Raw genomic sequence first — 21,283 nt, forward strand, 5'->3', positions numbered from 1 at the left:
GTAGCTACGGCCGGCGTCATTCCGATTTCCGATAAGTGAGCCGCGAATTATTCCGGCTTCGGCTCGTGCGACATGCGCTCGAGGCGTTCCTGCATTTCCTTCATCTGGCGACGCAGGTCATCCATGGTGTCGGCAGGCTCAGCGGTCGGCTCCGGCGCCTTTTCTGGCTCCGGCGACGCAGCGCCGCCGCGCGGCGGCACGAACGGCTTGAACATCGCGAAGGTCTGCTGAAACAATTCCATGTTGCGACGAACGGTTTCCTCAAGTGGCGCGAACGGCGTCATGCTGAACGTGTTCGTCATCTGCTTGCGGAATTTCTCCTGCTCGCGCGTCAGGCTGTCGATGGACTGCTCGAGATACTTCGGCACCACCATCTGCATGCTGTCGCCATAGAAGCGGATCAACTGGCGCAGGAAAGTGGTTGGCAGGAGATTCTGGCCAGCCTTGTTTTCCTGTTCGAAGATGATCTGGGCCAGCACCGAGCGGGTAATATCGTCGCCGGTCTTGGCGTCATAGACGAGAAAATCCTCGCCGTCCTTTACCATCGCAGCGAGATCTTCAAGCGTCACGTAAGTGCTTGTTCCGGTATTATAAAGCCGGCGGTTCGCATATTTTTTGATTGTCGTGGGTTGATCTGATTTCGCCATGGGGGCTCACACATACGGACCGAGGACAGGGAACCTTACGGCAGCGCGCCATAAGGTTGTCGAACAACGCAATGCAATAAAGTAAGCACTTTCAAAGGGGCTCGGCTACCGTTTTGTGCGTCACGGTTAAAATGGCAGCAGTCTTGTGCTATGCAAAGCGACATCCGTGCCATTTTGCGTGCGTTGCGGCCGTAATTTGGCGTCTGGCCAATTGACAGTCCAACCCTCAGTTAACAGGATAGTTTGCAACGCGGGCCCCGCCATTCTGGCTCTGACCGTCGAAAAAACCTCAACACAGGAGATGTCCATGTCAGACGATGTCGTCATCGTCAGCGCTGCCCGCACACCCGTCGGCAGCTTCAACGGCGCTTTCGCCACCATGCCGGCGCATGATCTCGGCGCCATTGCCATCAAGGCGGCGCTTGAGCGCGGCAAGATCGATCCGGCCCGCGTCTCCGAAGTCATCATGGGACAGATCCTCACTGCTGCGCAGGGCCAGAACCCCGCGCGTCAGGCCTCGATTGCTGCTGGCCTGCCGGTGGAAACTTCGGCCTGGGGCGTCAACATGCTGTGCGGCTCCGGCCTGCGCACGGTCGCGCTCGGCTATCAGGCGTTGCTCAATGGTGATTCGGAAATCGTCGTTGCTGGCGGTCAGGAATCCATGAGCATGGCCCCGCATGCGCAATATCTGCGCGGTGGCGTGAAGATGGGTCCGGTGGAATTCGTCGACACCATGATCAAGGACGGTCTGTGGGATGCCTTCAACGGCTATCACATGGGTAACACCGCCGAGAACGTGGCTAAGCAGTACCAGATCACGCGCCAGCAGCAGGATGAGTTCGCTGTTGCATCGCAGCAGAAAGCGGAAGCTGCGCAGAAGGCCGGCAAGTTCAAGGACGAGATCGTTCCGGTCACAATCAAGGGCCGCAAGGGCGACGTCATCGTCAGTGACGACGAATATCCGCGCCATGGCGCCACGATTGAAGCCATGGCCAAGCTGCGTCCGGCTTTCGAGAAGGACGGCACCGTCACCGCCGGTAGCGCATCGGGCATCAATGACGGCGCTGCTGCCGTGGTGCTGATGACCGCCAAGCAGGCCGCCAAGGAAGGCCTCAAGCCGCTCGCCCGCATCGTGTCGTGGGGCCAGGCCGGCGTTGATCCGAAGATCATGGGCACCGGCCCGATCCCGGCATCGCGCTCTGCGCTGAAGAAGGCCGGCTGGACCATCAACGATCTCGACCTGATCGAAGCCAATGAAGCTTTTGCTGCGCAGGCTTGCGCCGTGAACAAGGACCTCGGCTGGGATACGTCGAAGGTTAACGTCAACGGTGGCGCGATCGCGATCGGTCATCCGGTGGGTGCATCCGGTGCGCGCGTGCTGGTCACGCTGTTGCACGAGATGGAAAAGCGCGACGCGAAGAAAGGCCTCGCCACGCTGTGCATCGGCGGCGGCATGGGCATCGCGATGTGCATCGCACGCGACTAATCCTTACGCGTCGCGTGCCGAAAACATCGGCTCGCGCGTGCACTGCACACACTGCTACAACAAAATGCCCGGCGCTTTGCGTCGGGCATTTTCGCTTGATGGTCCAATTCTGCTTGATGTTCAGCGTATCGCGAGATTAATTCGAAGCTATAACTACAAAAGAGATTGGTGGAGGGATCGATCATGGCGCGCGTAGCATTGGTGACCGGTGGAACACGAGGGATTGGCGCTGCGATCAGCAAGGCTTTGAAAATTGCGGGATACAGCGTCGCGGCAAGCTATGCCGGCAACGATGCCGCCGCCGAGAAATTCAAAAGCGAGACGGGTATCGGCACCTACAAGTGGGATGTCGGTTCGTTCGATGAATGCGCCGCGGGCGTGAAAAAGGTCGAGGCCGATCTGGGACCGGTGGAAGTGCTGGTCAACAATGCCGGCATCACAATGGATGGTGCCTTCCACAAGATGACGCCGGAACAGTGGAACAAGGTGGTTAACACCAACCTCGGTTCGCTGTTCAACATGACCCGTCAGGTGATCGAGGGTATGCGCGAACGTAAGTTCGGCCGTGTCATCAACATTTCATCGATCAACGGCCAGAAGGGCCAGTTCGGCCAGGTCAATTATTCCGCCGCCAAGGCCGGCGACATCGGCTTCACCAAGGCATTGGCTCTCGAGAATGCCAAGCTCGGCATCACCGTCAACGTGATCTGTCCTGGCTACATCAACACCGAGATGGTGCAGGCCGTGCCGCTCGCCGTGCTCGAGAAGAGCATTTTGCCGCAGATCCCGGTCAATCGCCTCGGCGAGCCCGAGGAAATTGCGCGCGCCGTGGTGTTCCTGGCTGCAGACGAGTCCGGCTTCTTCACCGGCTCGACCATGACCATCAATGGCGGGCAATATCACGCCTGAGCAGACGCGGTTTCCGCTGACCTCATCCTGAGGAGCCCGCCCTGCGGGCGTCTCGAAGGATGTGCGACATGCGTCAACGTCGCGTTTCTGGCCTTCGCCGTACATCGCTTTACGGAGGACGCCGCATCGCAGCGAAGGATATGATCTGGAAGCCGGGCTAGTCGGGCTTCCAGCCCTTCGGGGCCAACTCAAACGTCGCGAAATCGAAACCCGGTGCCACGGTGCAGCCGACCAGCGTCCAGTCGCCAGTGGTGGAGGCGGCCTGCCAAGCATGCGGTGGGACAATGCCTTGTGGCTCTTGTCCAGCGGCGACGTCCGGCCCGAGCGTGATCGTGCGCTGGCCGGCGTCGCTGGCGATTTCCAGCGTAAGCGGAGCGCCCGCATGATAGTGCCAGATCTCGACGGCATCGATGCGATGCCAGTGCGAGCGTTCGCCTGATGCCAGCAGGAAGTAGATCGCCGTAGACGCCGCCCGCCCGCCGGCATCTACGCGACTGTCGCGAAACGTCTCGCGGTAGTGGCCGCCTTCGGGATGCGGCTGCAGGCCGAGCGTCGCGATGATCTCGGCTGCAGTTGGCGTCTTGCCTGTCATCAGGACTTGTTCTTGCGTTCACGGAGTTCGCCGAACACGTCCTCCTCGCTGAATCCCTTGAGGCGGACCGCGGCGGCGATGGCCGGATCGTCAGCGCGCAGAAACACGTTGGTCTTCTTCTCAAGCCCGAGCAGGACGGGGATGGTCGGCTTGCCGACGGCGCGCAGCTGCGCCACTTCGTCGGCGCGATTCTTCAGCGCTTCGTTGTTGGCGTCGATGCCGAGGCAGAACTTGACGTTGGCCGCGGTGTATTCGTGGCCGCAATAGACCCGGTAGTCGTCGGGCAGTGTGCGCAGCTTCTTCAGCGATTGCCACATCATCGGATAGGTGCCTTCGAACACCCGCCCGCAGCCGCCCGAAAACAGCGTGTCGGCTGAGAACAGCGCCAGCTCGCTGTCGAACACGTAGCAGATATGGTCGAGCGTATGGCCGGGGGTCTCGAACACCCGTGCGGTGAGCGCGCCGACCTGCACGGTATCGCCTTCGGCGACGCGGACGTCGACTTCAGGAATTGCCGTGCCCTGATCGTGCGGCGCTGTGACCTTGCAGCCATAGGTTTTCTTCAGCTCCGCGATGCCGCCCACATGGTCGGCATGGTGATGCGTCACCAGAATATCGGTGAGCTTCCAGCCCTCGCGCTGCAGCACCTTCATGATGGGACCGGCCTCCGGCGCGTCGATGGCGGCAGTCTTCAGGCTCTGCGGATCGTGGATCAGGTAGCCGAAATTGTCGGACAGGCAGGGGAACACACGAATTTCAGCAGCCATGATAACTCCGTTGGATCACGTCGTGATGCGCTCGCACATACGTGCGGCAAATTGATGGGGATGAATATGGGCGATGCATGACGGTCAGCGCGGTGTCACACATTGGCGCGCGGGCTGGCCGGCAACCTGCAGCGTGATGGTGGTCTGGCCCTTGCCGGCAATCCCGACATTGCCTTCGCCGTAGCGGAAGCCCGAGCCGGATCGCTGGATCGGCATGCGGAGCGTTTCGCCATTGGGATAGAACAGGGTGATCGACTTGCCGCCTGAATTGTAATCGACGGAGATCTTGTTGCCGCCCGGCAGTGCGGGGGTGCAGATGTAATCGACCGTCGCCGGATTGGCCTCGGCGGAGAATGGCGCGAGTGCTGCCACGGCCAGACCCGCGGCCATCGCCGCCGCCCTTGTGATTGTTTGACCTCGGCGTGACAGCATTTTTGTCTCTCCTGCAACGACGTCGCGGCGCCTGTTTCTTCGACTAGGCCGCAGCCGGGCCGGCCTTGTCAATTGGTGCAACTCACCGCCCGCGATGGCCTGGATATCTGGCGTTAACGCTGCCCCGGCAATGCGCGATTCGGGGGATCGTAGGCCGCCGCAACGTGTTAGAAAGTCACCATGACCATCGATGTGATCGATCTCCGGGATTTCTATTCGCGCCGACTCGGCATCGTGGCGCGGCGGTTGATCAATCGCGGTATTCAGGCGCATTGGCCCGACGCGGAGGGTCAGCGCGTGCTCGGTCTGGGTTACCCCACGCCTTATCTCGGCCTTTTCCGGGAGAATTCCGAACGCTGCATCGCCTTCATGCCGGCGGCGCAGGGGGTGCTGAAATGGCCGACGGCAAAGCCCGCGCTGGCCACGCTGGTCGACGAATTCTCGCTGCCGCTGCCGGATGCCGCCGTCGATCGCATCATCCTGGTGCACGCCCTGGAAATGTCCGACGATCCCGAAGGTCTGCTCCGCGAGGTTTGGCGCGTGCTTGCGCCGTCCGGCCGGTTGATGGCGGTGATTCCGAATCGCCGGGGCGTCTGGACCCGTACCGACTCGACGCCGTTCGGTCACGGCCGCCCCTATTCGCGTTCGCAAATCACACAGTTGCTGCGACAGACCTGGTTTACGCCGACAGCGTGGAGCGAGGCGCTATTCATGCCGCCGGTAGGAATGGGCTGGTTCCTGCGCTCGGCTATGGCCTGGGAGCGGATCGGCGCGGCGCTGTCGATGCCGTTCGCCGGCGTGCATATCGTCGAAGCCACCAAACAGGTCTATCGGGCGATCCCCGCCAAGCGCGAACGCACGCGGCTGATTCCGGCGCTGCAGCCGGTACTGGTGCCGACCTCCGGGATGCGGCGCGACGACGAGGCGGATCATCTTGGCGAGGCCGAGTCGCACTCGCGCTGAGCGCTATTTTTCCGCGAGCGGATGCAGGTCGCGGACCAGGCTCTTGAGCCGCTCTTCCACCACATGGGTGTAGATCTGTGTGGTCGAAATATCGGTATGGCCGAGCAGCGTCTGCACGATGCGAAGATCGGCGCCGTTATGCAGCAGATGGCTGGCAAAGGCGTGGCGCAGCACGTGCGGCGAGACCAGCCGCGGCGCGATGCCGGATGCCGCCGCGAGTTCTTTCAGGTCGCGCGCGAAATGCTGTCGGGTCAGGTGGCCGCTCTCGCCGAAGGACGGAAACAGCCATTTCGAGGCTGCACTCTTTTTTGGTTGAGCCTTCTGCAACTCGGCCATCGCGGCGAGATATTCGGCCATCGCCTGTTTTGCGGTTTCGTTGAGCGGCACCAGCCGCTCCTTGTTGCCCTTGCCGCGCACCACGATCATGCGGGCATCGCGGCGCGCCGCGGTGAGCGGTAGCGAGACCAACTCGGAGACGCGAAGCCCGGTGGCGTAAAGCACTTCGAGCAGACAATAGAGCCGGGCATCGCGCAGCCGCTGTTGCGCAGAGGCTTCGGCATTCTGCGCTTGCGTGCGCGCCTGCACCAGCATGCGGTCGACATCGGCAATTGACAGCACTTTGGGCAGGCTACGGCCCCGCTTCGGGCCGGACAGGATGGCGGCCGGGTCGTCGGTGCGGATTTTTTCGCTGAGCAGAAAGCGGAACAGATGCCGTATGGCGGACAGCCGCCGTGCCACCGTGGTCGATTTGAAGCCGCGCTCGTCGAGATCTTCCAGATAGTCGCGCAGCAACTGGGTGTCGGCACCGGCAAAACTGGATTTCGCCCCGGCAGCAAATTCGGAGAAATCTTCGAGGTCGCGGCGATAGGCGTCCAGTGTATTGACGCCAGCACCTTGTTCGGCGGCGAGCATGTCGAGGAACAGATTGGAGAGCTTGGCGTCTGAGGAAGTGGTCATGTGCCATCATAACCCATGATCCGGGCTGCAGCAGCGGTTTTCACTGGCTGCAGCAACCCGGAGCGAATGCAGATCCACAAAGATCAGGCAAACTGTGTGATCGATGTGGCCTGCGACCAGACCACCATCCACTGCCGGTCACGCATTTCATAAGCATCGGTGTGCCAATAGTCGCCTGGCGGGACCTTGTGGCCCCCGAAAACCACCTCAATGCGGGCGCGATACCGGATCACGGCACTCGTGCCATACAGCCGCACGGCGATGTCACCGGGCGTCCATGTTAGGTACTTGATGTGGCCACCTGCAACGGCACCAAGATATTCGGCTTTTGACAGTGCCGCGCCGATCGGCGTGATCAGCTGGAAGTCTGCGGCGTGCAGCGGCTCGGCCGCTGCCATGTCGGCGCTGACAAGCGCACGAAGCCGCGCGCGTTCGATACCTTGGATGGCTTCCGCTTCCGGATGCTCTTTCGGATCGATGATGGATGAGGTCATAGGCTGGTTCCGTTGTTGTGAGGTGTGGGAATTCAGGAGGTCGCGAGCAGGCCGTGGTCGATCAGGCTTTGTGCACTGGCGCGAATGGCCTCGTCGGCGGACCTTGGTTGCCAATCCAGCATTCGCAGCGCCTTCGCGGCACTGACACTCAGATCAACGTCGAGTTCGTGGACGATCATGCGCGAGCGTGCGCTGAACGGCGCCATTGCTTTGATCATCCAGTTAGGCACTTCGCCCGAGGGCAGAACCGGCGCATAATTCGGAAATGACTGCGCCAGTACGGCCGCCATGTCGCGCATCCATAGAAACTGCCCGGCCGCGATGAAGCGCTGGCCTGACGCATCCGGATGGGTCATTGCCCTGATATGCGCGTCAGCCACATCGCGGACATCGACCACCGCGATGCCGAAACGCGGCACACGTTTGAGCTTGCCGCTCATCATCTGCTGAACAAGCCCGATCGACGTGGCGTAATCCGGACCCAACAGAGGTCCGAAAATGATGCCGGGATTGATGACGGCGAGATCCAGTCCGGTTTCCGCAGCAAAGGTCCATGCCGCCCGTTCGGCCAGCGTCTTGGATTTATAGTATGGCGTTGCCCGCTTGCCCGTCGGATCGGTCCAGTTGTCTTCGGTATACGGCGCCTTGCCGCTACCGTGATTGGTGGCCGCGATCGAGGACGTCAGCACCACCCGCGTCACGCCTGCGCGGTGCGCGGCACGTAGTACCCGTAACGCGCCGTCCCGCGCGGGTTGGATCAGTTCATTTTCATCCTTCGGAAGGCCTGCCGGAAACGGCGATGCCGTGTGGATCACATAGTTGCAGCCTGTGACGGCGGCATCCCATCCGATGTCGGAGCAGAGGTCGGCTTCGGCGAAACTGAGCGAGTGCGAGTCGGTTGGCGTCGCACAGATCTGCTTCGCGATCCGGTCGCAGCCGCTCATGCGACGAACGCTACCGCGGACGGCGTAGCCCTTGGCCAGCAACTGCCGGGCGATGTGTCCGCCCAGAAAGCCGCCGATGCCCGTGACAAGAACAATGGTCTCTCGATTGCCGACCGATTCCGAATGCATGTTCGCTCCTGTCCCATGTGGAATGCGTGAATTGGACAATTGGACTATTATTGTCTAATTGTCTTTTGACGCTTTGGACACGAACTGTCAATCTGTCTGAATGAGCGAACGAGATGCCAAAACCGATCACATTCTGGATGCCGCACTCCCGGTGTTCGTCCGCCACGGTTTCCGCAAGGCGTCGATGGCCGACATCGCGCGTGCGGCAGGAATTTCGCGGGCGTCGCTCTATCTGAGCTTCAACAGCAAGGAAGATCTGTTTCGGGCGGGCTCGACGCGCGCCCATGCGCGGACGATGCGCGATGTCGAGGCGGCACTCTCAGGCGCTGGTGACGTGTTCGGCCGCATCGAGACGGCGATGGCCGTGTTTCAGCGCGAACTGATCGCTCCTTTCGCGGGCAGCGCCGACGCCATTGAGCTGTTCGACGTCAACATGGCTCTGGCCAAAGATATCACGCTCGCCGCGCGGGCCCGACTGGTCGCTCTGCTGGCGCAGGCGCTGAGCGATGCCGAGACCGCGGGCATGATTAATCTCGGCTCATTGCAAGCCAGACCCGCCGACGTCGCGGGAGTCATTGTCGCCGCGATCGATGGCATCAAGCACGCGGAGGGAGCCGGTCCGAAATTCGCGGAGGACATGCAGCTCTTCATGCGCTTGCTGCGCGCAGCTATTTCTTAAGAAACTTGTCCGGCTGGATGGTGACCGTCATGTCCCGTGGCTTCGGATTGACGAAATTGGCCAGCGCGAAGATGACGCCATAGACCACGCCGACGATCACCGCGACGACCGTCAAAAAGCGGAACAGGCTGGGCATGATCAGGGAACTCGGCGGCGAAATGGGACGATTCGTTCCGCCGGGGGCGGTCACCCTGTCCGGATACAGACTGCAAGAGGTGCTGGCAACGCTGGCGCTGGGGGTAGTATAGGTGACCGGAATGCGGCAAACCTCCGCGATCCCTTGTCGCTCACTGATTTTGCAGGTGTTTTTGATGTCCGAGACCATCTTGCCGGCCATTGCCAGCGCACCCCAGGAGGCCGCCATCGTCGCGGCGCTGGGAAAGCGCTCGGTCGTGCTGGTGGGCATGATGGGGGCGGGCAAATCCACCATCGGCCGGCGCATGGCGACGCGGCTGCGGCTGCCTTTCGTCGACGCCGACAACGAGATCGAGGCGGCGGCCGGGATGTCGATCCCGGACATTTTTGAAGTCCACGGCGAACCGCATTTCCGCGACGGTGAGGCGCGGGTGATCGCCCGGCTGCTGGACAGCGGACCGATCCTGCTGGCGACCGGCGGCGGCGCGTTCTTGCGCGAGGACACCCGGCAGCGCATTCGCGACAAGGCGATCTCGCTGTGGCTGAAAGCCGATGCGGATGTGATCCTGCGCCGGGTGCGGCGCCGGGAAAACCGCCCGCTGCTGAAGACCGCCGATCCCGCGGCGACCATTGCGCGGCTGATCGAGGCGCGCCATCCGTTCTACGAGCAGACCGACATCACGATCGACTCGCGCGACGTGCCGCATGAGAAGATCGTTGAGGAAGGCATCATCGCGCTGCACGAGCATCTGTTCCGCCCGCACGCAGCTTCCGCCATTTCCGAACCGACAGGCGATCCCTTGAGTTCTCAACTATGACCGCCCCGCTGAAACATTCCGATCCGATCATCGTGGACGTCGCGCTGGCTGAGCGCGCCTATGACATCGTCATCGGCCGCAATGTACTGCCGTCGCTTGGTGCGCGTATCGCCAGACTGCGGCCGGGTGTGCGCACGGCGATCGTCACCGACAGGACCGTTGCCAAGCATTGGCTGACTGCAACGGAAGCCTCGCTGGCGGCGGCTGATATTCCGACCTCGCATATCGTCGTCGAGGAAGGCGAAGGCTCGAAGAGCTATGCTGGACTCGAGAAAGTCTCCGAGGCGCTGATCGCGGCGAAGATCGAGCGCAACGATCTCGTCATCGCGCTTGGCGGCGGCGTCGTCGGCGATCTCGCGGGCTTTGCTGCAGCGATCGTGCGCCGCGGCGTCGATTTCGTGCAGGTGCCGACCTCGCTGCTGGCGCAGGTCGACTCATCCGTCGGCGGCAAGACCGGCATCAACTCGCCGCAGGGCAAGAACCTGCTTGGCGCGTTCCATCAGCCGGTGATGGTTGTGGCCGATACGGCGGTCCTCGATACGCTGTCGCCACGGCAATTTCGTTCGGGCTATGCGGAAGTCGCCAAATACGGTGTGCTCGGCGATCACCAGTTCTTCACCTGGCTGGAAGCCAACCATGCCGACATCATGCGCGGCGGTGCAGCGCGCGAACACGCCATTGCCACCTCCTGCCGCGCCAAGGCCGGTGTTGTGTCGCGCGACGAGCGCGAGAACGGCGAGCGCGCACTGCTCAATCTCGGTCATACCTTCGGGCATGCGCTGGAAGCGGTGACCGGCTTCTCGGACCGGTTGTTCCATGGCGAGGGCGTGTCGGTCGGCATGGTGCTGGCTGCGCAACTGTCGGCGCAGCTTGGAATGATCGCGGAGAGCGATGCGACCCGCGTGCAGCATCATCTCGCCGATGTGGGTCTCCCCACGAAGCTGCAGGACATTGCCGGCTTCGCGCAGGAAGGCCTCGCGGACGCGGATACGCTGATGGCGCTGATGGCGCAGGACAAGAAGGTGAAACGCGGCAAGCTCACCTTTATTTTGCTGGAAGCCGTCGGCCGGGCCGTCATTGCAAACGATGTTGATCCCGCGACGGTTCGCGCCTTTCTGCATCAGAAGCTGACGGGATAGAACTGACCGTGTCCGGTTTGGGAGTTACCAAAGCCGGCGCCGTCGCAGGACTTTCATGAATTCGATTACCGTCAATCTGCTGATCGCGATCTTCCTGCTCGCCGCCAACGCGTTTTACGTGGCGGCGGAGTTCGCGCTGGTCAAAAGCCGCGGCTTCCGCGTCAAGAGCATGGTCGAGCAGAACCGCTTCGGCGCACGCCTGCTGCAGAGCATGATGGGCAATATCGAAGCCTATCTGGCCTGCTGCCAGCTCGGCATCACAATGGCTTCTCTCGGCCTTGGCTGGGTCGGCGAGCCCACGGTGGCGGCACTGCTGAAGCCGGTGCTCGATCCGCTCGGCCTCTCGGAATCCGCGCTGCACTTTACCTCCTTCCTCACCGGCTTCCTTGTTTTCTCCTCGCTGCATATCGTGATCGGCGAGCAGGTGCCGAAGACGCTGGCGATCCGGCAGCCGGAGCCGGTGTCGCAATGGATCGCCTATCCGCTCTACGCATCCTACATCCTGTTCTATCCGCTGAACTGGCTGCTCAACGCGGCGTCGCGTGGCACGCTGGCGCTGCTCGGCGTGCAGGAAGCATCGCCGCACGAGATTCTCACCGGTGTGGAGATCGAAGGTCTTGTCGGTGAATCCGCCGAACATGGCGGCATCGCGTCGGGCGAGGCTGAGTATATCCAGAACGTGTTTCGCTTCGGCGATCTCGCGGTGTCCGATGTCATGGTCCATCGCACGGCGATGGTGACGCTGAATGCGGACCTGCCATCCGAAGAGCTGGTGCGCGAAGTGCTGGCCACTGAATACACCCGCATTCCCCTCTGGCGTGAGAAGCCGGAAAACATCATCGGCGTGCTCCACGCCAAGGACCTGCTGCGCGCGATCCGCGCCGTCGATGGCGATACCGCAAAGATCGACGTAGCTTCGATCGCGCTGCCGCCGTGGTTCGTCCCGGAGATGCGTCCACTGTCGGATCAGTTGAAAGCCTTCCGTCGCCGCAAGACTCACTTTGCGCTCGTGGTCGACGAATATGGCGAAGTCGAAGGCATGGTGACGCTGGAAGACGTGTTGGAAGAAATCGTCGGCGACATCGCGGATGAACACGACGTGGTCGTCGCGGGTGTGCGCGCGCAGGCCGATGGTTCGGTGGTGGTCGATGGTTCGGTGCCGATCCGCGACCTCAACCGCGCAATGGACTGGCATCTTCCGGATGATGAAGCGACCACGGTGGCCGGTCTCGTCATTCACGAGGCGCGCTCCATCCCCGAGCGCGGGCAGAGCTTCACCTTCTACAACTTCCGCTTCCGCGTGCTGCGCCGTGAGCGCAACCGCATCACCGCGCTGCGTATCGGCCCGGTACCGACCGAGCCGGAAGTGCCGGAGAAAAAGCCGCGGGCCGGGACGTCGTTCTAGGCCCTCGCCGGTCCGGTTCTTGCTTTTGCTTTATTCCATGAGCTGCCATTCCATTGAATGGCGCAATTGGAGCGAGCGATGAACAAGTCCTGGCGATTGTCATGCGTATTGGCCGCTGTGTTGATGTCCGGCGCTGCGCTGGCCGACACCAACTGGCCGACGAAGCCGATCAAGGCGGTCAATCCGTTCGGTGCCGGCAGTGCGGGTGACGTGGTCCCGCGCCTTTTCTTCGAAAAACTGAGCACGGAGCTAGGGCAGCCGATCGTGATTGAAAATCGCGTGGGTGCGGGTGGCTCGGTGGGCACGGGCGCGGTCGCGAAGAGCGATCCGGATGGCTACACCTTGCTGTCGCAGACCAACGCCATCTCCATTGCGCCAGCGATCTTTCCCAACCTCAACTACGACACCACCAGGGAGCTGTCCTCGGTGCTGATGATCGGCTATGCGGCCAATGTGATGATCGTGCCCAACGAACGGCCATGGAAAACGATTCAGGATTTCCTGGCTTCCGCGAAGACCAAGGGCACTGTGATCAATTACGGCTCGGTGGGCGTTGGCAGTGCCGTGCATATCAGTTCGGAAAAATTCCGCGCCGCTGCCGGTTTCGAGGCCACGCATATCCCCTATCGCGGCGGCTCCGAGGTGATCACCGATATCATCGGCGGTCGCATCGATTTCTACTTCTGCCCGCTGGCCACGGCGCTGCCGTTGATTCGCGAAGGCCAGGTCCGCGCGCTGGTGGTGTCGACGCCGACCCGCGTGCGGGATCTGCCGGATGTGCCGACGCCGATCGATGCCGGGCTCAAGGATGCGGACAGCTCGATCTGGTTCGGCGTGTTCGTGCCATCGAAAACGCCGCCGGAGATCGTCGAGAAGCTTTATGTGACCGGCACCAAGGTGCTGAACATGGCAGATATGCAGGCTTCGCTGAAGAAGATCGGCGTCGAGCCGATGCCGATGAAGTCATCCGAGATGGATGCGCTGCTGGTTAAGGAAATCGCCGACAACAAGGTGCTGCTCAAAAGCGAGGTCGCGGCTAAGTAGGCGGACTGGCCGGCCTTGCCAGCACGGGGGGGCGGCGTTGTCCTTTGTCTGGGCTGGATCACCGCGCGTTTGGGCGTTGTTTTAGGCTTCAAACGGTCCGAAACTTGCTTCGCTGTCGCCGATTGGCCCGATCATTGGGCGGCCATTCCCCTTCGAATGGTATTATTGGAGCAAGTAATGAATAAGCTTATGCGGTGGTCGTGTGTTTTCGCCGGTGTGCTGCTGTCGTCTGTCGCGGTGCAGGCCGAAAGCAACTGGCCGACCCGGTTGATCAAGGCCACCATCCCGTTCGGCCCCGGCAGCGCCACCGACGTGGTGCCGCGAATCTTCTTCGAGCGTCTTGGTCCTGAGCTCGGTCAGACGATCGTGGTCGAGAACCGTGTCGGCGGCGGCGGCTCGATCGGCACCAATGCAGTGGCGAAAGCGGAGCCGGATGGCTACAGCATCCTGGCGCATTCCTCGGCGCTGGCGATCACGCCGGCGATCTTTCCGAACCTGCCTTATGACACGTCGAAGGACCTGTCGTCGGTCATCATGATCGGCTCCAGCCCGCAAATCATGATCATTCCGAAGGAGCGGCCCTGGAAGACTGTGGACGATTTCCTCAAGGATGCGAAGGCCAAGGGATCGCAGATCAATTTCGGCTCGGTCGGTATTGGCAGCGCTGTGCATATAAGCGCCGAGAAATTTCGCATTGCCGGCAAGTTCGAAGCGACCCACGTGCCGTATCGCGGCGGCCCTGAAGTGATCGCCGACATTCTCGGTGGCCGCATCGATTTCTACTTCTGCCCGGCGGCGACCGCTTTGCCGCTGATCCGTGAGGGTCAGGTCCGCGCGCTCGTTGTCTCCACTGAGAAGCGTTCTGCCGAACTGCCCGACGTGCCATCGATGACTGAGGTCGGCCTCAAGGACGGCGTCAGCGAAAGCTGGATCGGTGTGTTCGTGCCCTCAAAGACGTCGCCCGAGATCGTCGCCAAGATGCACGACGCCGGCGTCAAGGTACTCGCCAAACCTGAGATGCAGGCGGCCCTGAAAAAGATCGGCGTGGAGACGATCACGATGGAGCCGAAAGCGATGGATGAGCTGGTGGCAAAGGAGGTCGCCGCAAACATCGCGCTGTTGAAAGACGTGAAGTAACGCCTCGTCAATGCGAGCCTTGGCGAATTGGCAAAGCCAATTCGTTGGGCGAAGCAATCCAGTTCTTGGCCAAAGACTGGATTGCTTCGTCGCAAGGGCTCCTCGCAATGAGGGGAATTGGACTACCCGCCCAGATACGCCTCGCGAATACGCGGATCGTCTGCCAGAACGGATGCCGGTCCGGACAGTGCGATCGATCCGGTTTCCAGCACGAAAGCGCGTGCCGCAACCTCCAGCGCCATCGCGGAATTCTGCTCGACAAGCAACACGCTAAGCCCGGTTCGCTTGTTCAGTTCAACGATCTTGTCGAACACCTGTTCGATCACGATGGGTGCGAGGCCCAGTGACGGCTCGTCCAGCATCAGAAGGTTCGGCCGCGACATCAGCGCACGGCCGATCGCAAGCATCTGCTGTTCGCCTCCCGACAGCGACCAGCCGCCTTGCTTGATGCGCTCCTTCAGTCGTGGAAACAGTTCGAACACCAGCGCCAGATCGTCTTCGACCTCGGCCTTCTTGTAGGCGCGGGACGCCGTTCCCGTGATCAGGTTCTCGCGCACGGTGAGGCCCGGAAATATCCGGCGGCCTTCGGGGCAATGCGCGATGCCGGCGCCGACGATGGTTTCCACAGCGGTGCCGTGGATGGCCTCGCCCTTCCACGAAATCGAGCCGAACGTTGGTCGCAGCAGGCCGGAGATGGTGCTCAGGGTTGTCGTTTTGCCGGCACCGTTGCCGCCAATCAGCGCGACGATCTCGCCCATTTCGACGCTGAACGAGATGCCCTTCAGTACTTCGATGTGGCCGTAGGAGACATGGAGGTTCTCGATCTTAAGCATGGCGCCGCCTGCCGAGATAGGCCTCGATCACCAATGGGTTTTGCTGAACCGCGCTTGGCGCGCCTTCAGCGATCTTCTTCCCAAAATCCAATACGGCCACGCGGTCGCTGATCCCCATCACTAGTCGTACATTGTGTTCGACCAGCAATATGGTGATGCCCTTGCCCTTCAGTTTCGCGATGGTGTCGAGCAGGGTCATGCTCTCGGTCGTGTTCATGCCGGCGGCGGGCTCATCCAGCAGCAACACCTTCGGTTTCGATGCCAGTGCGCGTGCGATTTCCAGCAGGCGTTGCTGCGCATAGGGCAACTGGGTCGGGCGATCGTCCGCGCGTGCGGCGAGGCTGACGATCTCCAGCGCTTCGCGTGAGGTGCTCTCGATCTCAGCCTCGCGTTGTCGCTGCGTGCCGTTCGACAGCATGATGTTGAGCATCGACATGGGCGTGTTGCAGGCTGCAGCGACTTTCACATTTTCCAGCACGGTGAGATTGGAGAACACCCGGATGTTCTGGAACGTGCGTGCCAGCCCGAGCCGCGCGATGCGGTTGGGCCTGAGGCGGAAGATCTCCTTGCCGTCGATGCGGATCGAACCGGCATCGGCATGTGAGGCGCCGGACAGCGCATTCAGCAGCGTGGTCTTGCCCGAGCCGTTGGGGCCGATGATCGCCTGCACGATGCCTCTGGGCACATCGAGATCGACACCATCAAGCGCGACGAGGCCGCCGAAGCGCCGCGTCACGCCACGCGCAGTGATGATCGTTTGATCCGTCATCGCGCCGCTACCCAACGCGGCAGTCGCGCAGCCAGCGAAGCAAGACCGCCGGGCGCCAGCACGATCACGGCGATGACGCCGAGGCCGTAGAGCACGAGGTACCATTGCCCGAGAAACCGCAACGCCTCCGGCAGAATGGTCAAGCCGACGGCGCCGATGATGCAGCCGGGGATCGAGCCCATGCCGCCGACGATCAGCATGGTCATCAGCAGGATGGCCTGGGTGCCGGAGAAACTGTCCGGGCTGATGAAGCGGATCGAGGAGGCGTAGAGGCAACCTGCGAGGCCGGCATAGACCGCACCGATCATGAAGGCGATCAGCTTGGTACGCGTGGTGTCGACGCCGCTCTGTTCGGCGGCGATCTCGGAATCTTTGGTGGCGATCATGGCGCGGCCGAGGGACGACTGCCTGATCCGAACGGCCACGAGAACCGCAATCGCCAGCACGGCGATCAGCAAATAGTAATGCTGGATCTGCCCCTGCGGGCCGATGCCGAATACGCTGATCCCCGGAATGGTGCGCAAGCCCGAGGTGCCGCCGGTCACCGGTTCCCAATGCACGATGATCAACCGGACAATCTCGCCGAAGCCGATCGTCGTCATTGCGAGATAGTAGGTGCGCAGCCGTAAGGTGGGCAGCCCGAGCACGAGGCTCGCCGCCATCACGATGACCATCGACAGGAACGGCGTCGTAATCCAGGGCAAACCGGCCTTGGTGGCGATGCCCGTCGTATAGGCGCCGAGGCCGTAAAATGCGGCCTGGCCGAAATTGATCTGGCCAACCCAGCCGGTGGCGAAGTTCAAGCCGAGCACGACGATGGCGTTGAGAATGGCAATGTTGAGGAGCTGGATGACATAGTTTTCGTGGCTCACGGCCGGGATCAGCAGCGCAACGGCGGCGCAAAGCGCGAGCGGAAGCCAGCGTTTCACTGTCATACCTTCTCGCTGCTCTTCTCGCCGAACAATCCGCGTGGCCACGCCACGAGCACGGCAATCATCACGATGAAGGCATAGGCGTCGCGGAAGTTCGACGAGATGTAGCGCGCGCCGAAGGTCTCGATCAGGCCGAGAAACAGGCCGCCGATCACGGCGCCGGGCAGATTACCAAAGCCGCCGATCACGCTGACGACAAAACCCTTGAGGCCCAGGCTGCCGCCCATGGTCGGCTCGGCGAGGAAAATCGGTGCCACCAGCAGGCCGGCGATGCCCGACAGGATCGCGCCAAAGGCAAAGGCGACGGCGATGGTGCGGTTGACGGGAATCCCGACCAGCCGCGCGGTGTGCAGATCCTGCGCAGTCGCCTGCATCAGGATGCCGAAGCGCGTTCTGGTGAGCATCAGATATTGCAGCAGCAGGATCACTGCCAGCGTACAGAAGATGAAGAGCTGGTGCATCGAGATGACAACGCCGGCAAAACGCAGCGGCGGACCGCGCACCGGCGAGGGCAGCGACACCGGCAGCGGCCCCCAGACGATCAGCGCGATGTTCTCCAACACGATGCCCATCGCGATGGTGGTGAGGATCACGAGGAATGGTGGCCGCCCGCGCAAGGGGAAATAGACCAGCACCATGAAGACGATGCCGATCAGCGCCATCGCCAGCATGGTGGAGGCCCAGGCCAGCGCCATCGGCAGTTCATGCGTCACCGCGCCCGAAATGCCGATAAAGGCACCGAGCATCAACAACTGTCCCTGCGCGAAATTGACGATCTGAACGGTGTTGAAAATCAGCAGCAGACCGAGCGCCACGAGAGCGTAGATGCTCCCGAGCGCCAGACCGTTGACGACGAGCTGGCCCATGAAGTTTTAGAACCCGCTCTCTTTGATCGGCCCGGTGAATTCGGGGGTCTTGCCCTTGTTGCGGTAGATGCCGAGCGTATGGGTAAGATCGCCATTGGCATCGGCCTGGTAGGAGATCAGCATGCCCTTGAAGTCCTTGGTGGCTGCAAGGGCATCACGGATCGCCGGCTTGTCGCAGCCGACTTTCTCAATGATCGACTTCAGCATGAAGACCGAGTCGTAATAGGAGACGGTGAAGTTGTCGGCCGGCACTTTGTATTTGTCCTGCACGCGCTTTGCCCAATCCAGAATTTTCGGATCGGTCGAGGTTTGGGGGATCATCCCCCCGATCGCGTAGTTGCCGTCGGCTTCGGCTGCGGACAGATTGTTCAGGGTGGTCTGCGCGACAATGCTGGTATTGCCGATGGTGGTCAGCTTGATGCCGAGATCGCCCATCTGCTTCAGCACCAGCGTGATGTCGGAGGGACGACCGAACAGGATCAGGCTGTCGGCGCCCTTGTCCTTGATCTCCAGAAGCTGCGCGCTCATGTCCTTGTCGGACGGGGCATAAGAGGCTGTCGCGACCGGCGTGACATTGAGTTTGGCTAGTGCCGCCTGAATGCCCTTCGACGCGCCGAGGCCGTAATCGTCGGCAACGACGAGAATGCCGGGCTTGGTTTTCTTCAGTGACTTCACGAGATATTCGGGGATCAGCTCGGCGAGCTGGCCGTCATGGGCGTGGGTGCGGAACAGCCACTTCGAGCCCTGCGCGGTGACTTTCGCGTTGGTGGCGCCGACGATGAACGGGGTCTCGGATTTGTTGACGCTCTCGGTCTGTGCAAACACATGCGGCGAGATCATCGACGACATGATGACCAGCGGCTTGCTCTCGATGATGCGATTCATCGCATTCAGAGCGTCGGTCGACGAGGCGCCGGTGTCCTCGGTGGTGAGTGCGATCTTCTTGCCGGAAATGCCGCCGGCGGCGTTGATCTCGTCGACAGCGAATTCAGCGCCGTTGCGGGCTTGGGTGCCGAGCAACGCAAGGTTACCAGTCAGCGGCGTGGTCAATCCGAACGGGATCGTCGCTGGGCAGGCCGCTGCATCGGCCTTGGCGGTGTTGGTGACACCGATCAGGCACAGCAGCGCCGCGCCTGTCATCATGGTCTTGGAGAATCCCTGCAACATCGACGTTCCCTGGTTACACTCAGCTTGCATTCTGTATGCAAGCTGAGTGCCAGATCGTCGACATTTCGAGGTGCTGAATGCCGGCGGCGATCAAGCCGCCGTGTTTACGCTACGCTTCGATATCCATGCGTATGAGAATGCGTTCGGCGCTGTCGTTCCAGACATCCATTTTCACGATCTTGCCGTCGCGCACGATGAAGCGATCGACATAGCGATTGCCTTCGAATGGCGTGCCGTCATGCCATTCGCCATAGAGCGTACCGGTATTGTAGACGATGGTCTCGCCATTCCCCGGCGACACGTCGGTGCGCTCCATCTTCTTCTTCACCCATTTGTAGCGCATGGCGTTGAACGCGGTGGCATCGCGCGGATGCTTGAACTTGCGACCGCCGGTGAAGGTGATCGCGACGTCGGCCGACATGAAGGTGCCGGCGGTTTCCGGGTCCGGCACCATGGAGGCGACGAGAAACCGCTCGACGAGGTCGGCAGCCTGGGCGGTTTCCTCGGTGACGGGCGCAAGCGCGGTGGGGGATTGCGACATCGGGTTTCTCCTGCGGGCAGATGCTGGCGCCATCATAGCAAAACCGGTGCCAGAATTGTATTCGGTAGATGCGTCAAATCGTATACAATTTCTGTGTGCCACGACTAATTATTGGGCGTTCTCCGAAGGAATATTTGAAGATATTAGTGTGCTTTCAGATGGTTAATCAGATTTCGAATCGCATGCGCCTTGGCACATGCCTTGCTTGCCCACGCATATGCTACGTCCCGCTCGGTGGCGTGGCCTCTCCAGGAGTCCTTCCATGACCTTCGATCTCATCCTGCGCAACGCGCGCATTGCCGACCGGCCTGATGGCCCGGTGGATATCGGCATTCGCGGCGGGCGGTTCGAGGCCATCGAGATCGGCCTGCCGCGCGGCGTGGCACCGGATCAGGATGTCGGCGGCCGGCTGCTCGTGCCGGGCTTTGTGGAGACGCATATTCATCTCGACAAATCCTGCCTCCTGGGCCGCTGCAATTGCGCGAAGGGTACGCTCGCGGAGGTGATCAGCGAAGTCTCCCGGGCCAAACGCGACTTCACCGAAGAGGACGTCTATGCACGCGCATCGCAGACGCTGGAGAAAGCGATCAAGCACGGCACCAACCGCATGCGCACGCATGTGGAGGTCGATCCGCGTATCGGGTTGACCAGTTTTCGCGCGCTGAAGAAGTTGAAGCAGGATTACGCCTGGGCGATCGATCTGCAGTTGTGTGTGTTTCCGCAGGAGGGATTGCTCGACGATCCCGGCTGCGAGGAGGTCCTGCTGCAGGCGATGCGAGAGGGCGCCGATCTGGTCGGCGGTGTGCCTTACATCGACAAGGATTCGAATGGCCAGATCGCCAGGATTTTTGGTATCGCGCAGGAGTTTGGCGTCGATATCGATTTCCACCTCGATTTCGATCTCGATCCAACGCGGTCGGACTACGAAGAGGTCTGCCGCATGACGGAGGCCACGGGCTGGGGCGGCCGCGTGGCCATCGGCCATGCCACAAAGCTGTCGGCGATGCCGCCAGCGGATTTCGAGGCGGCGGCGAAACGGCTCGCCGATGCCGGCGTCGCGGTCACGGTGTTGCCGGCGACCGACCTGTTCCTCACTGGCCGCGACCACGATCACAATGTGCCGCGCGGCGTCACCTCGGCGCACAGACTCCGTGCGCTTGGCGTGAACGCCAATATCTCCACCAACAACGTGCTGAATCCGTTCACGCCGTTCGGCGATGTCTCGCTGATCCGCATGATCAATCTCTATGCCAATGTGATGCAGGTCGGCGCTCTCGACGATCTCGCCGGATGTCTCGACCTCGTGACGTCCGCACCGGCGACGCTGCTCAACCTGAAGCACTACGGCATTGCCGTCGGCAATCCCGCCGATCTCGTGGTGCTCGATTGCGAGACCAAGGCAGAGGCGGTATGCGAGATCGCGCAGCCGCTGTTCGGTTTCAAGAACGGCATCAGGACCTTCATCAGGCCGGCTGCGAGTCTGCTCAAGCCCCACTGA

24 protein-coding genes are annotated in these 21,283 nt (G+C 61.6%); 10 read left to right on the forward strand and 14 right to left on the reverse strand.

Features of this window, described 5'->3' with window-relative positions; translation table 11 throughout:
• Positions 1 to 47: 47 nt before the first annotated feature.
• Complete coding sequence (phaR, locus tag AB8B20_RS24415) at positions 48 to 647, reverse strand: polyhydroxyalkanoate synthesis repressor PhaR (RefSeq protein ID WP_089262652.1); 600 nt, start codon at positions 645 to 647, stop codon at positions 48 to 50.
• 307 nt (positions 648 to 954) lie between these two features.
• Here phaR and AB8B20_RS24420 point away from each other — a divergent pair, with 307 nt between their 5' ends.
• Both AB8B20_RS24420 and phbB read left to right on the forward strand, forming a co-directional pair.
• Complete coding sequence (locus tag AB8B20_RS24420; RefSeq protein ID WP_439073309.1) at positions 955 to 2,133, forward strand: acetyl-CoA C-acetyltransferase; 1,179 nt, start codon at positions 955 to 957, stop codon at positions 2,131 to 2,133.
• A 183-nt stretch (positions 2,134 to 2,316) separates the two neighbouring features.
• A complete protein-coding gene (phbB, locus tag AB8B20_RS24425) occupies positions 2,317 to 3,042 on the forward strand; it encodes an acetoacetyl-CoA reductase (RefSeq protein ID WP_068732968.1) in 726 nt (241 codons plus the stop codon).
• 157 nt (positions 3,043 to 3,199) lie between these two features.
• On the opposite strand, the gene AB8B20_RS24430 is transcribed toward phbB, so the two are convergent.
• The 3 genes from AB8B20_RS24430 to AB8B20_RS24440 all read right to left on the reverse strand — a co-directional run bounded on the left by AB8B20_RS24430 (position 3,200) and on the right by AB8B20_RS24440 (position 4,833).
• Positions 3,200 to 3,634 carry a cupin domain-containing protein gene (locus AB8B20_RS24430; RefSeq protein WP_439073308.1) on the reverse strand — a complete coding sequence of 145 codons (435 nt, stop codon included), beginning with the start codon at positions 3,632 to 3,634 and terminating at the stop codon, positions 3,200 to 3,202.
• On the reverse strand, positions 3,634 to 4,401 hold the full coding sequence (gloB, locus tag AB8B20_RS24435) for a hydroxyacylglutathione hydrolase (protein ID WP_439073307.1): 768 nt from the start codon (positions 4,399 to 4,401) through the stop codon (positions 3,634 to 3,636). Before gloB ends, AB8B20_RS24430 begins: the two co-directional genes overlap by 1 nt.
• Positions 4,402 to 4,485: 84 nt before the next feature.
• A complete protein-coding gene (locus tag AB8B20_RS24440) occupies positions 4,486 to 4,833 on the reverse strand; it encodes an MliC family protein (RefSeq protein WP_439057077.1) in 348 nt (115 codons plus the stop codon).
• Positions 4,834 to 5,013: 180 nt separating this feature from the next.
• Here AB8B20_RS24440 and AB8B20_RS24445 point away from each other — a divergent pair, with 180 nt between their 5' ends.
• The gene (locus AB8B20_RS24445) at positions 5,014 to 5,796 is read left to right on the forward strand and encodes a class I SAM-dependent methyltransferase (protein WP_439073306.1); all 783 of its coding nucleotides are present in this window, start codon (positions 5,014 to 5,016) and stop codon (positions 5,794 to 5,796) included.
• Positions 5,797 to 5,799: 3 nt separating this feature from the next.
• On the opposite strand, the gene xerD is transcribed toward AB8B20_RS24445, so the two are convergent.
• From xerD to AB8B20_RS24460, 3 genes are all read right to left on the reverse strand, one after another.
• On the reverse strand, positions 5,800 to 6,753 hold the full coding sequence (gene xerD / locus AB8B20_RS24450) for a site-specific tyrosine recombinase XerD (RefSeq protein WP_439073305.1): 954 nt from the start codon (positions 6,751 to 6,753) through the stop codon (positions 5,800 to 5,802).
• Positions 6,754 to 6,836: 83 nt separating this feature from the next.
• On the reverse strand, positions 6,837 to 7,247 hold the full coding sequence (locus AB8B20_RS24455) for a nuclear transport factor 2 family protein (RefSeq protein ID WP_439073304.1): 411 nt from the start codon (positions 7,245 to 7,247) through the stop codon (positions 6,837 to 6,839).
• 32 nt (positions 7,248 to 7,279) lie between these two features.
• Entirely contained in the window at positions 7,280 to 8,320 is a 1,041-nt protein-coding gene (locus tag AB8B20_RS24460) for an SDR family oxidoreductase (protein ID WP_439073303.1), read from the reverse strand.
• A gap of 100 nt (positions 8,321 to 8,420) precedes the next feature.
• On the opposite strand from AB8B20_RS24460, the gene AB8B20_RS24465 reads away from it, so the two are divergent.
• On the forward strand, positions 8,421 to 8,999 hold the full coding sequence (locus AB8B20_RS24465; protein ID WP_439073302.1) for a TetR/AcrR family transcriptional regulator: 579 nt from the start codon (positions 8,421 to 8,423) through the stop codon (positions 8,997 to 8,999).
• Here AB8B20_RS24465 and AB8B20_RS24470 read toward each other — a convergent pair.
• Positions 8,989 to 9,135 carry a histidine kinase gene (locus AB8B20_RS24470; RefSeq protein WP_089262632.1) on the reverse strand — a complete coding sequence of 49 codons (147 nt, stop codon included), beginning with the start codon at positions 9,133 to 9,135 and terminating at the stop codon, positions 8,989 to 8,991. The genes AB8B20_RS24465 and AB8B20_RS24470 overlap by 11 nt on opposite strands.
• A 175-nt stretch (positions 9,136 to 9,310) precedes the next feature.
• Between AB8B20_RS24470 and AB8B20_RS24475 the strand changes: the two genes are divergently transcribed.
• From AB8B20_RS24475 to AB8B20_RS24495, 5 genes are all read left to right on the forward strand, one after another.
• Positions 9,311 to 9,952 carry a shikimate kinase gene (locus AB8B20_RS24475; protein WP_068732982.1) on the forward strand — a complete coding sequence of 214 codons (642 nt, stop codon included), beginning with the start codon at positions 9,311 to 9,313 and terminating at the stop codon, positions 9,950 to 9,952.
• A complete protein-coding gene (gene aroB / locus AB8B20_RS24480; RefSeq protein ID WP_439073301.1) occupies positions 9,949 to 11,091 on the forward strand; it encodes a 3-dehydroquinate synthase in 1,143 nt (380 codons plus the stop codon). Before AB8B20_RS24475 ends, aroB begins: the two co-directional genes overlap by 4 nt.
• A 55-nt stretch (positions 11,092 to 11,146) precedes the next feature.
• Complete coding sequence (locus AB8B20_RS24485) at positions 11,147 to 12,496, forward strand: hemolysin family protein (RefSeq protein WP_439073300.1); 1,350 nt, start codon at positions 11,147 to 11,149, stop codon at positions 12,494 to 12,496.
• 78 nt (positions 12,497 to 12,574) lie between these two features.
• Positions 12,575 to 13,540, forward strand: a complete 966-nt coding sequence (locus AB8B20_RS24490; RefSeq protein ID WP_439073299.1) for a Bug family tripartite tricarboxylate transporter substrate binding protein — start codon at positions 12,575 to 12,577, stop codon at positions 13,538 to 13,540.
• A 177-nt stretch (positions 13,541 to 13,717) separates the two neighbouring features.
• Positions 13,718 to 14,677, forward strand: coding sequence for a Bug family tripartite tricarboxylate transporter substrate binding protein (locus AB8B20_RS24495; protein WP_439073298.1), 960 nt, complete (start codon positions 13,718 to 13,720; stop codon positions 14,675 to 14,677).
• Positions 14,678 to 14,799: 122 nt separating this feature from the next.
• Here AB8B20_RS24495 and AB8B20_RS24500 read toward each other — a convergent pair whose 3' ends face one another.
• From AB8B20_RS24500 to AB8B20_RS24525, 6 genes are all read right to left on the reverse strand, one after another.
• Positions 14,800 to 15,510: an ABC transporter ATP-binding protein gene (locus tag AB8B20_RS24500; RefSeq protein ID WP_439073297.1), complete on the reverse strand. Its 711-nt coding sequence runs from the start codon at positions 15,508 to 15,510 to the stop codon at positions 14,800 to 14,802.
• The gene (locus AB8B20_RS24505; RefSeq protein ID WP_439073296.1) at positions 15,503 to 16,279 is read right to left on the reverse strand and encodes an ABC transporter ATP-binding protein; all 777 of its coding nucleotides are present in this window, start codon (positions 16,277 to 16,279) and stop codon (positions 15,503 to 15,505) included. Before AB8B20_RS24505 ends, AB8B20_RS24500 begins: the two co-directional genes overlap by 8 nt.
• Positions 16,276 to 17,214 carry a branched-chain amino acid ABC transporter permease gene (locus tag AB8B20_RS24510; RefSeq protein WP_439073295.1) on the reverse strand — a complete coding sequence of 313 codons (939 nt, stop codon included), beginning with the start codon at positions 17,212 to 17,214 and terminating at the stop codon, positions 16,276 to 16,278. Before AB8B20_RS24510 ends, AB8B20_RS24505 begins: the two co-directional genes overlap by 4 nt.
• Positions 17,211 to 18,077 carry a branched-chain amino acid ABC transporter permease gene (locus AB8B20_RS24515; RefSeq protein ID WP_068732997.1) on the reverse strand — a complete coding sequence of 289 codons (867 nt, stop codon included), beginning with the start codon at positions 18,075 to 18,077 and terminating at the stop codon, positions 17,211 to 17,213. The genes AB8B20_RS24510 and AB8B20_RS24515 overlap by 4 nt, the downstream gene beginning before the upstream one ends.
• Positions 18,078 to 18,083: 6 nt before the next feature.
• Positions 18,084 to 19,244, reverse strand: a complete 1,161-nt coding sequence (locus AB8B20_RS24520) for an ABC transporter substrate-binding protein (RefSeq protein ID WP_439073294.1) — start codon at positions 19,242 to 19,244, stop codon at positions 18,084 to 18,086.
• A gap of 109 nt (positions 19,245 to 19,353) precedes the next feature.
• Positions 19,354 to 19,785 carry a nuclear transport factor 2 family protein gene (locus AB8B20_RS24525; RefSeq protein WP_439073293.1) on the reverse strand — a complete coding sequence of 144 codons (432 nt, stop codon included), beginning with the start codon at positions 19,783 to 19,785 and terminating at the stop codon, positions 19,354 to 19,356.
• A gap of 262 nt (positions 19,786 to 20,047) precedes the next feature.
• Between AB8B20_RS24525 and AB8B20_RS24530 the strand changes: the two genes are divergently transcribed.
• Positions 20,048 to 21,283 (forward strand): amidohydrolase family protein, encoded by a 1,236-nt coding sequence (locus tag AB8B20_RS24530; RefSeq protein ID WP_439073292.1) that lies wholly within the window; start codon positions 20,048 to 20,050, stop codon positions 21,281 to 21,283.

Source organism: Tardiphaga sp. 866_E4_N1_4, assembly GCF_052076075.1.
GTDB classification, from domain to species: Bacteria; Pseudomonadota; Alphaproteobacteria; order Rhizobiales; family Xanthobacteraceae; genus Tardiphaga; species Tardiphaga robiniae.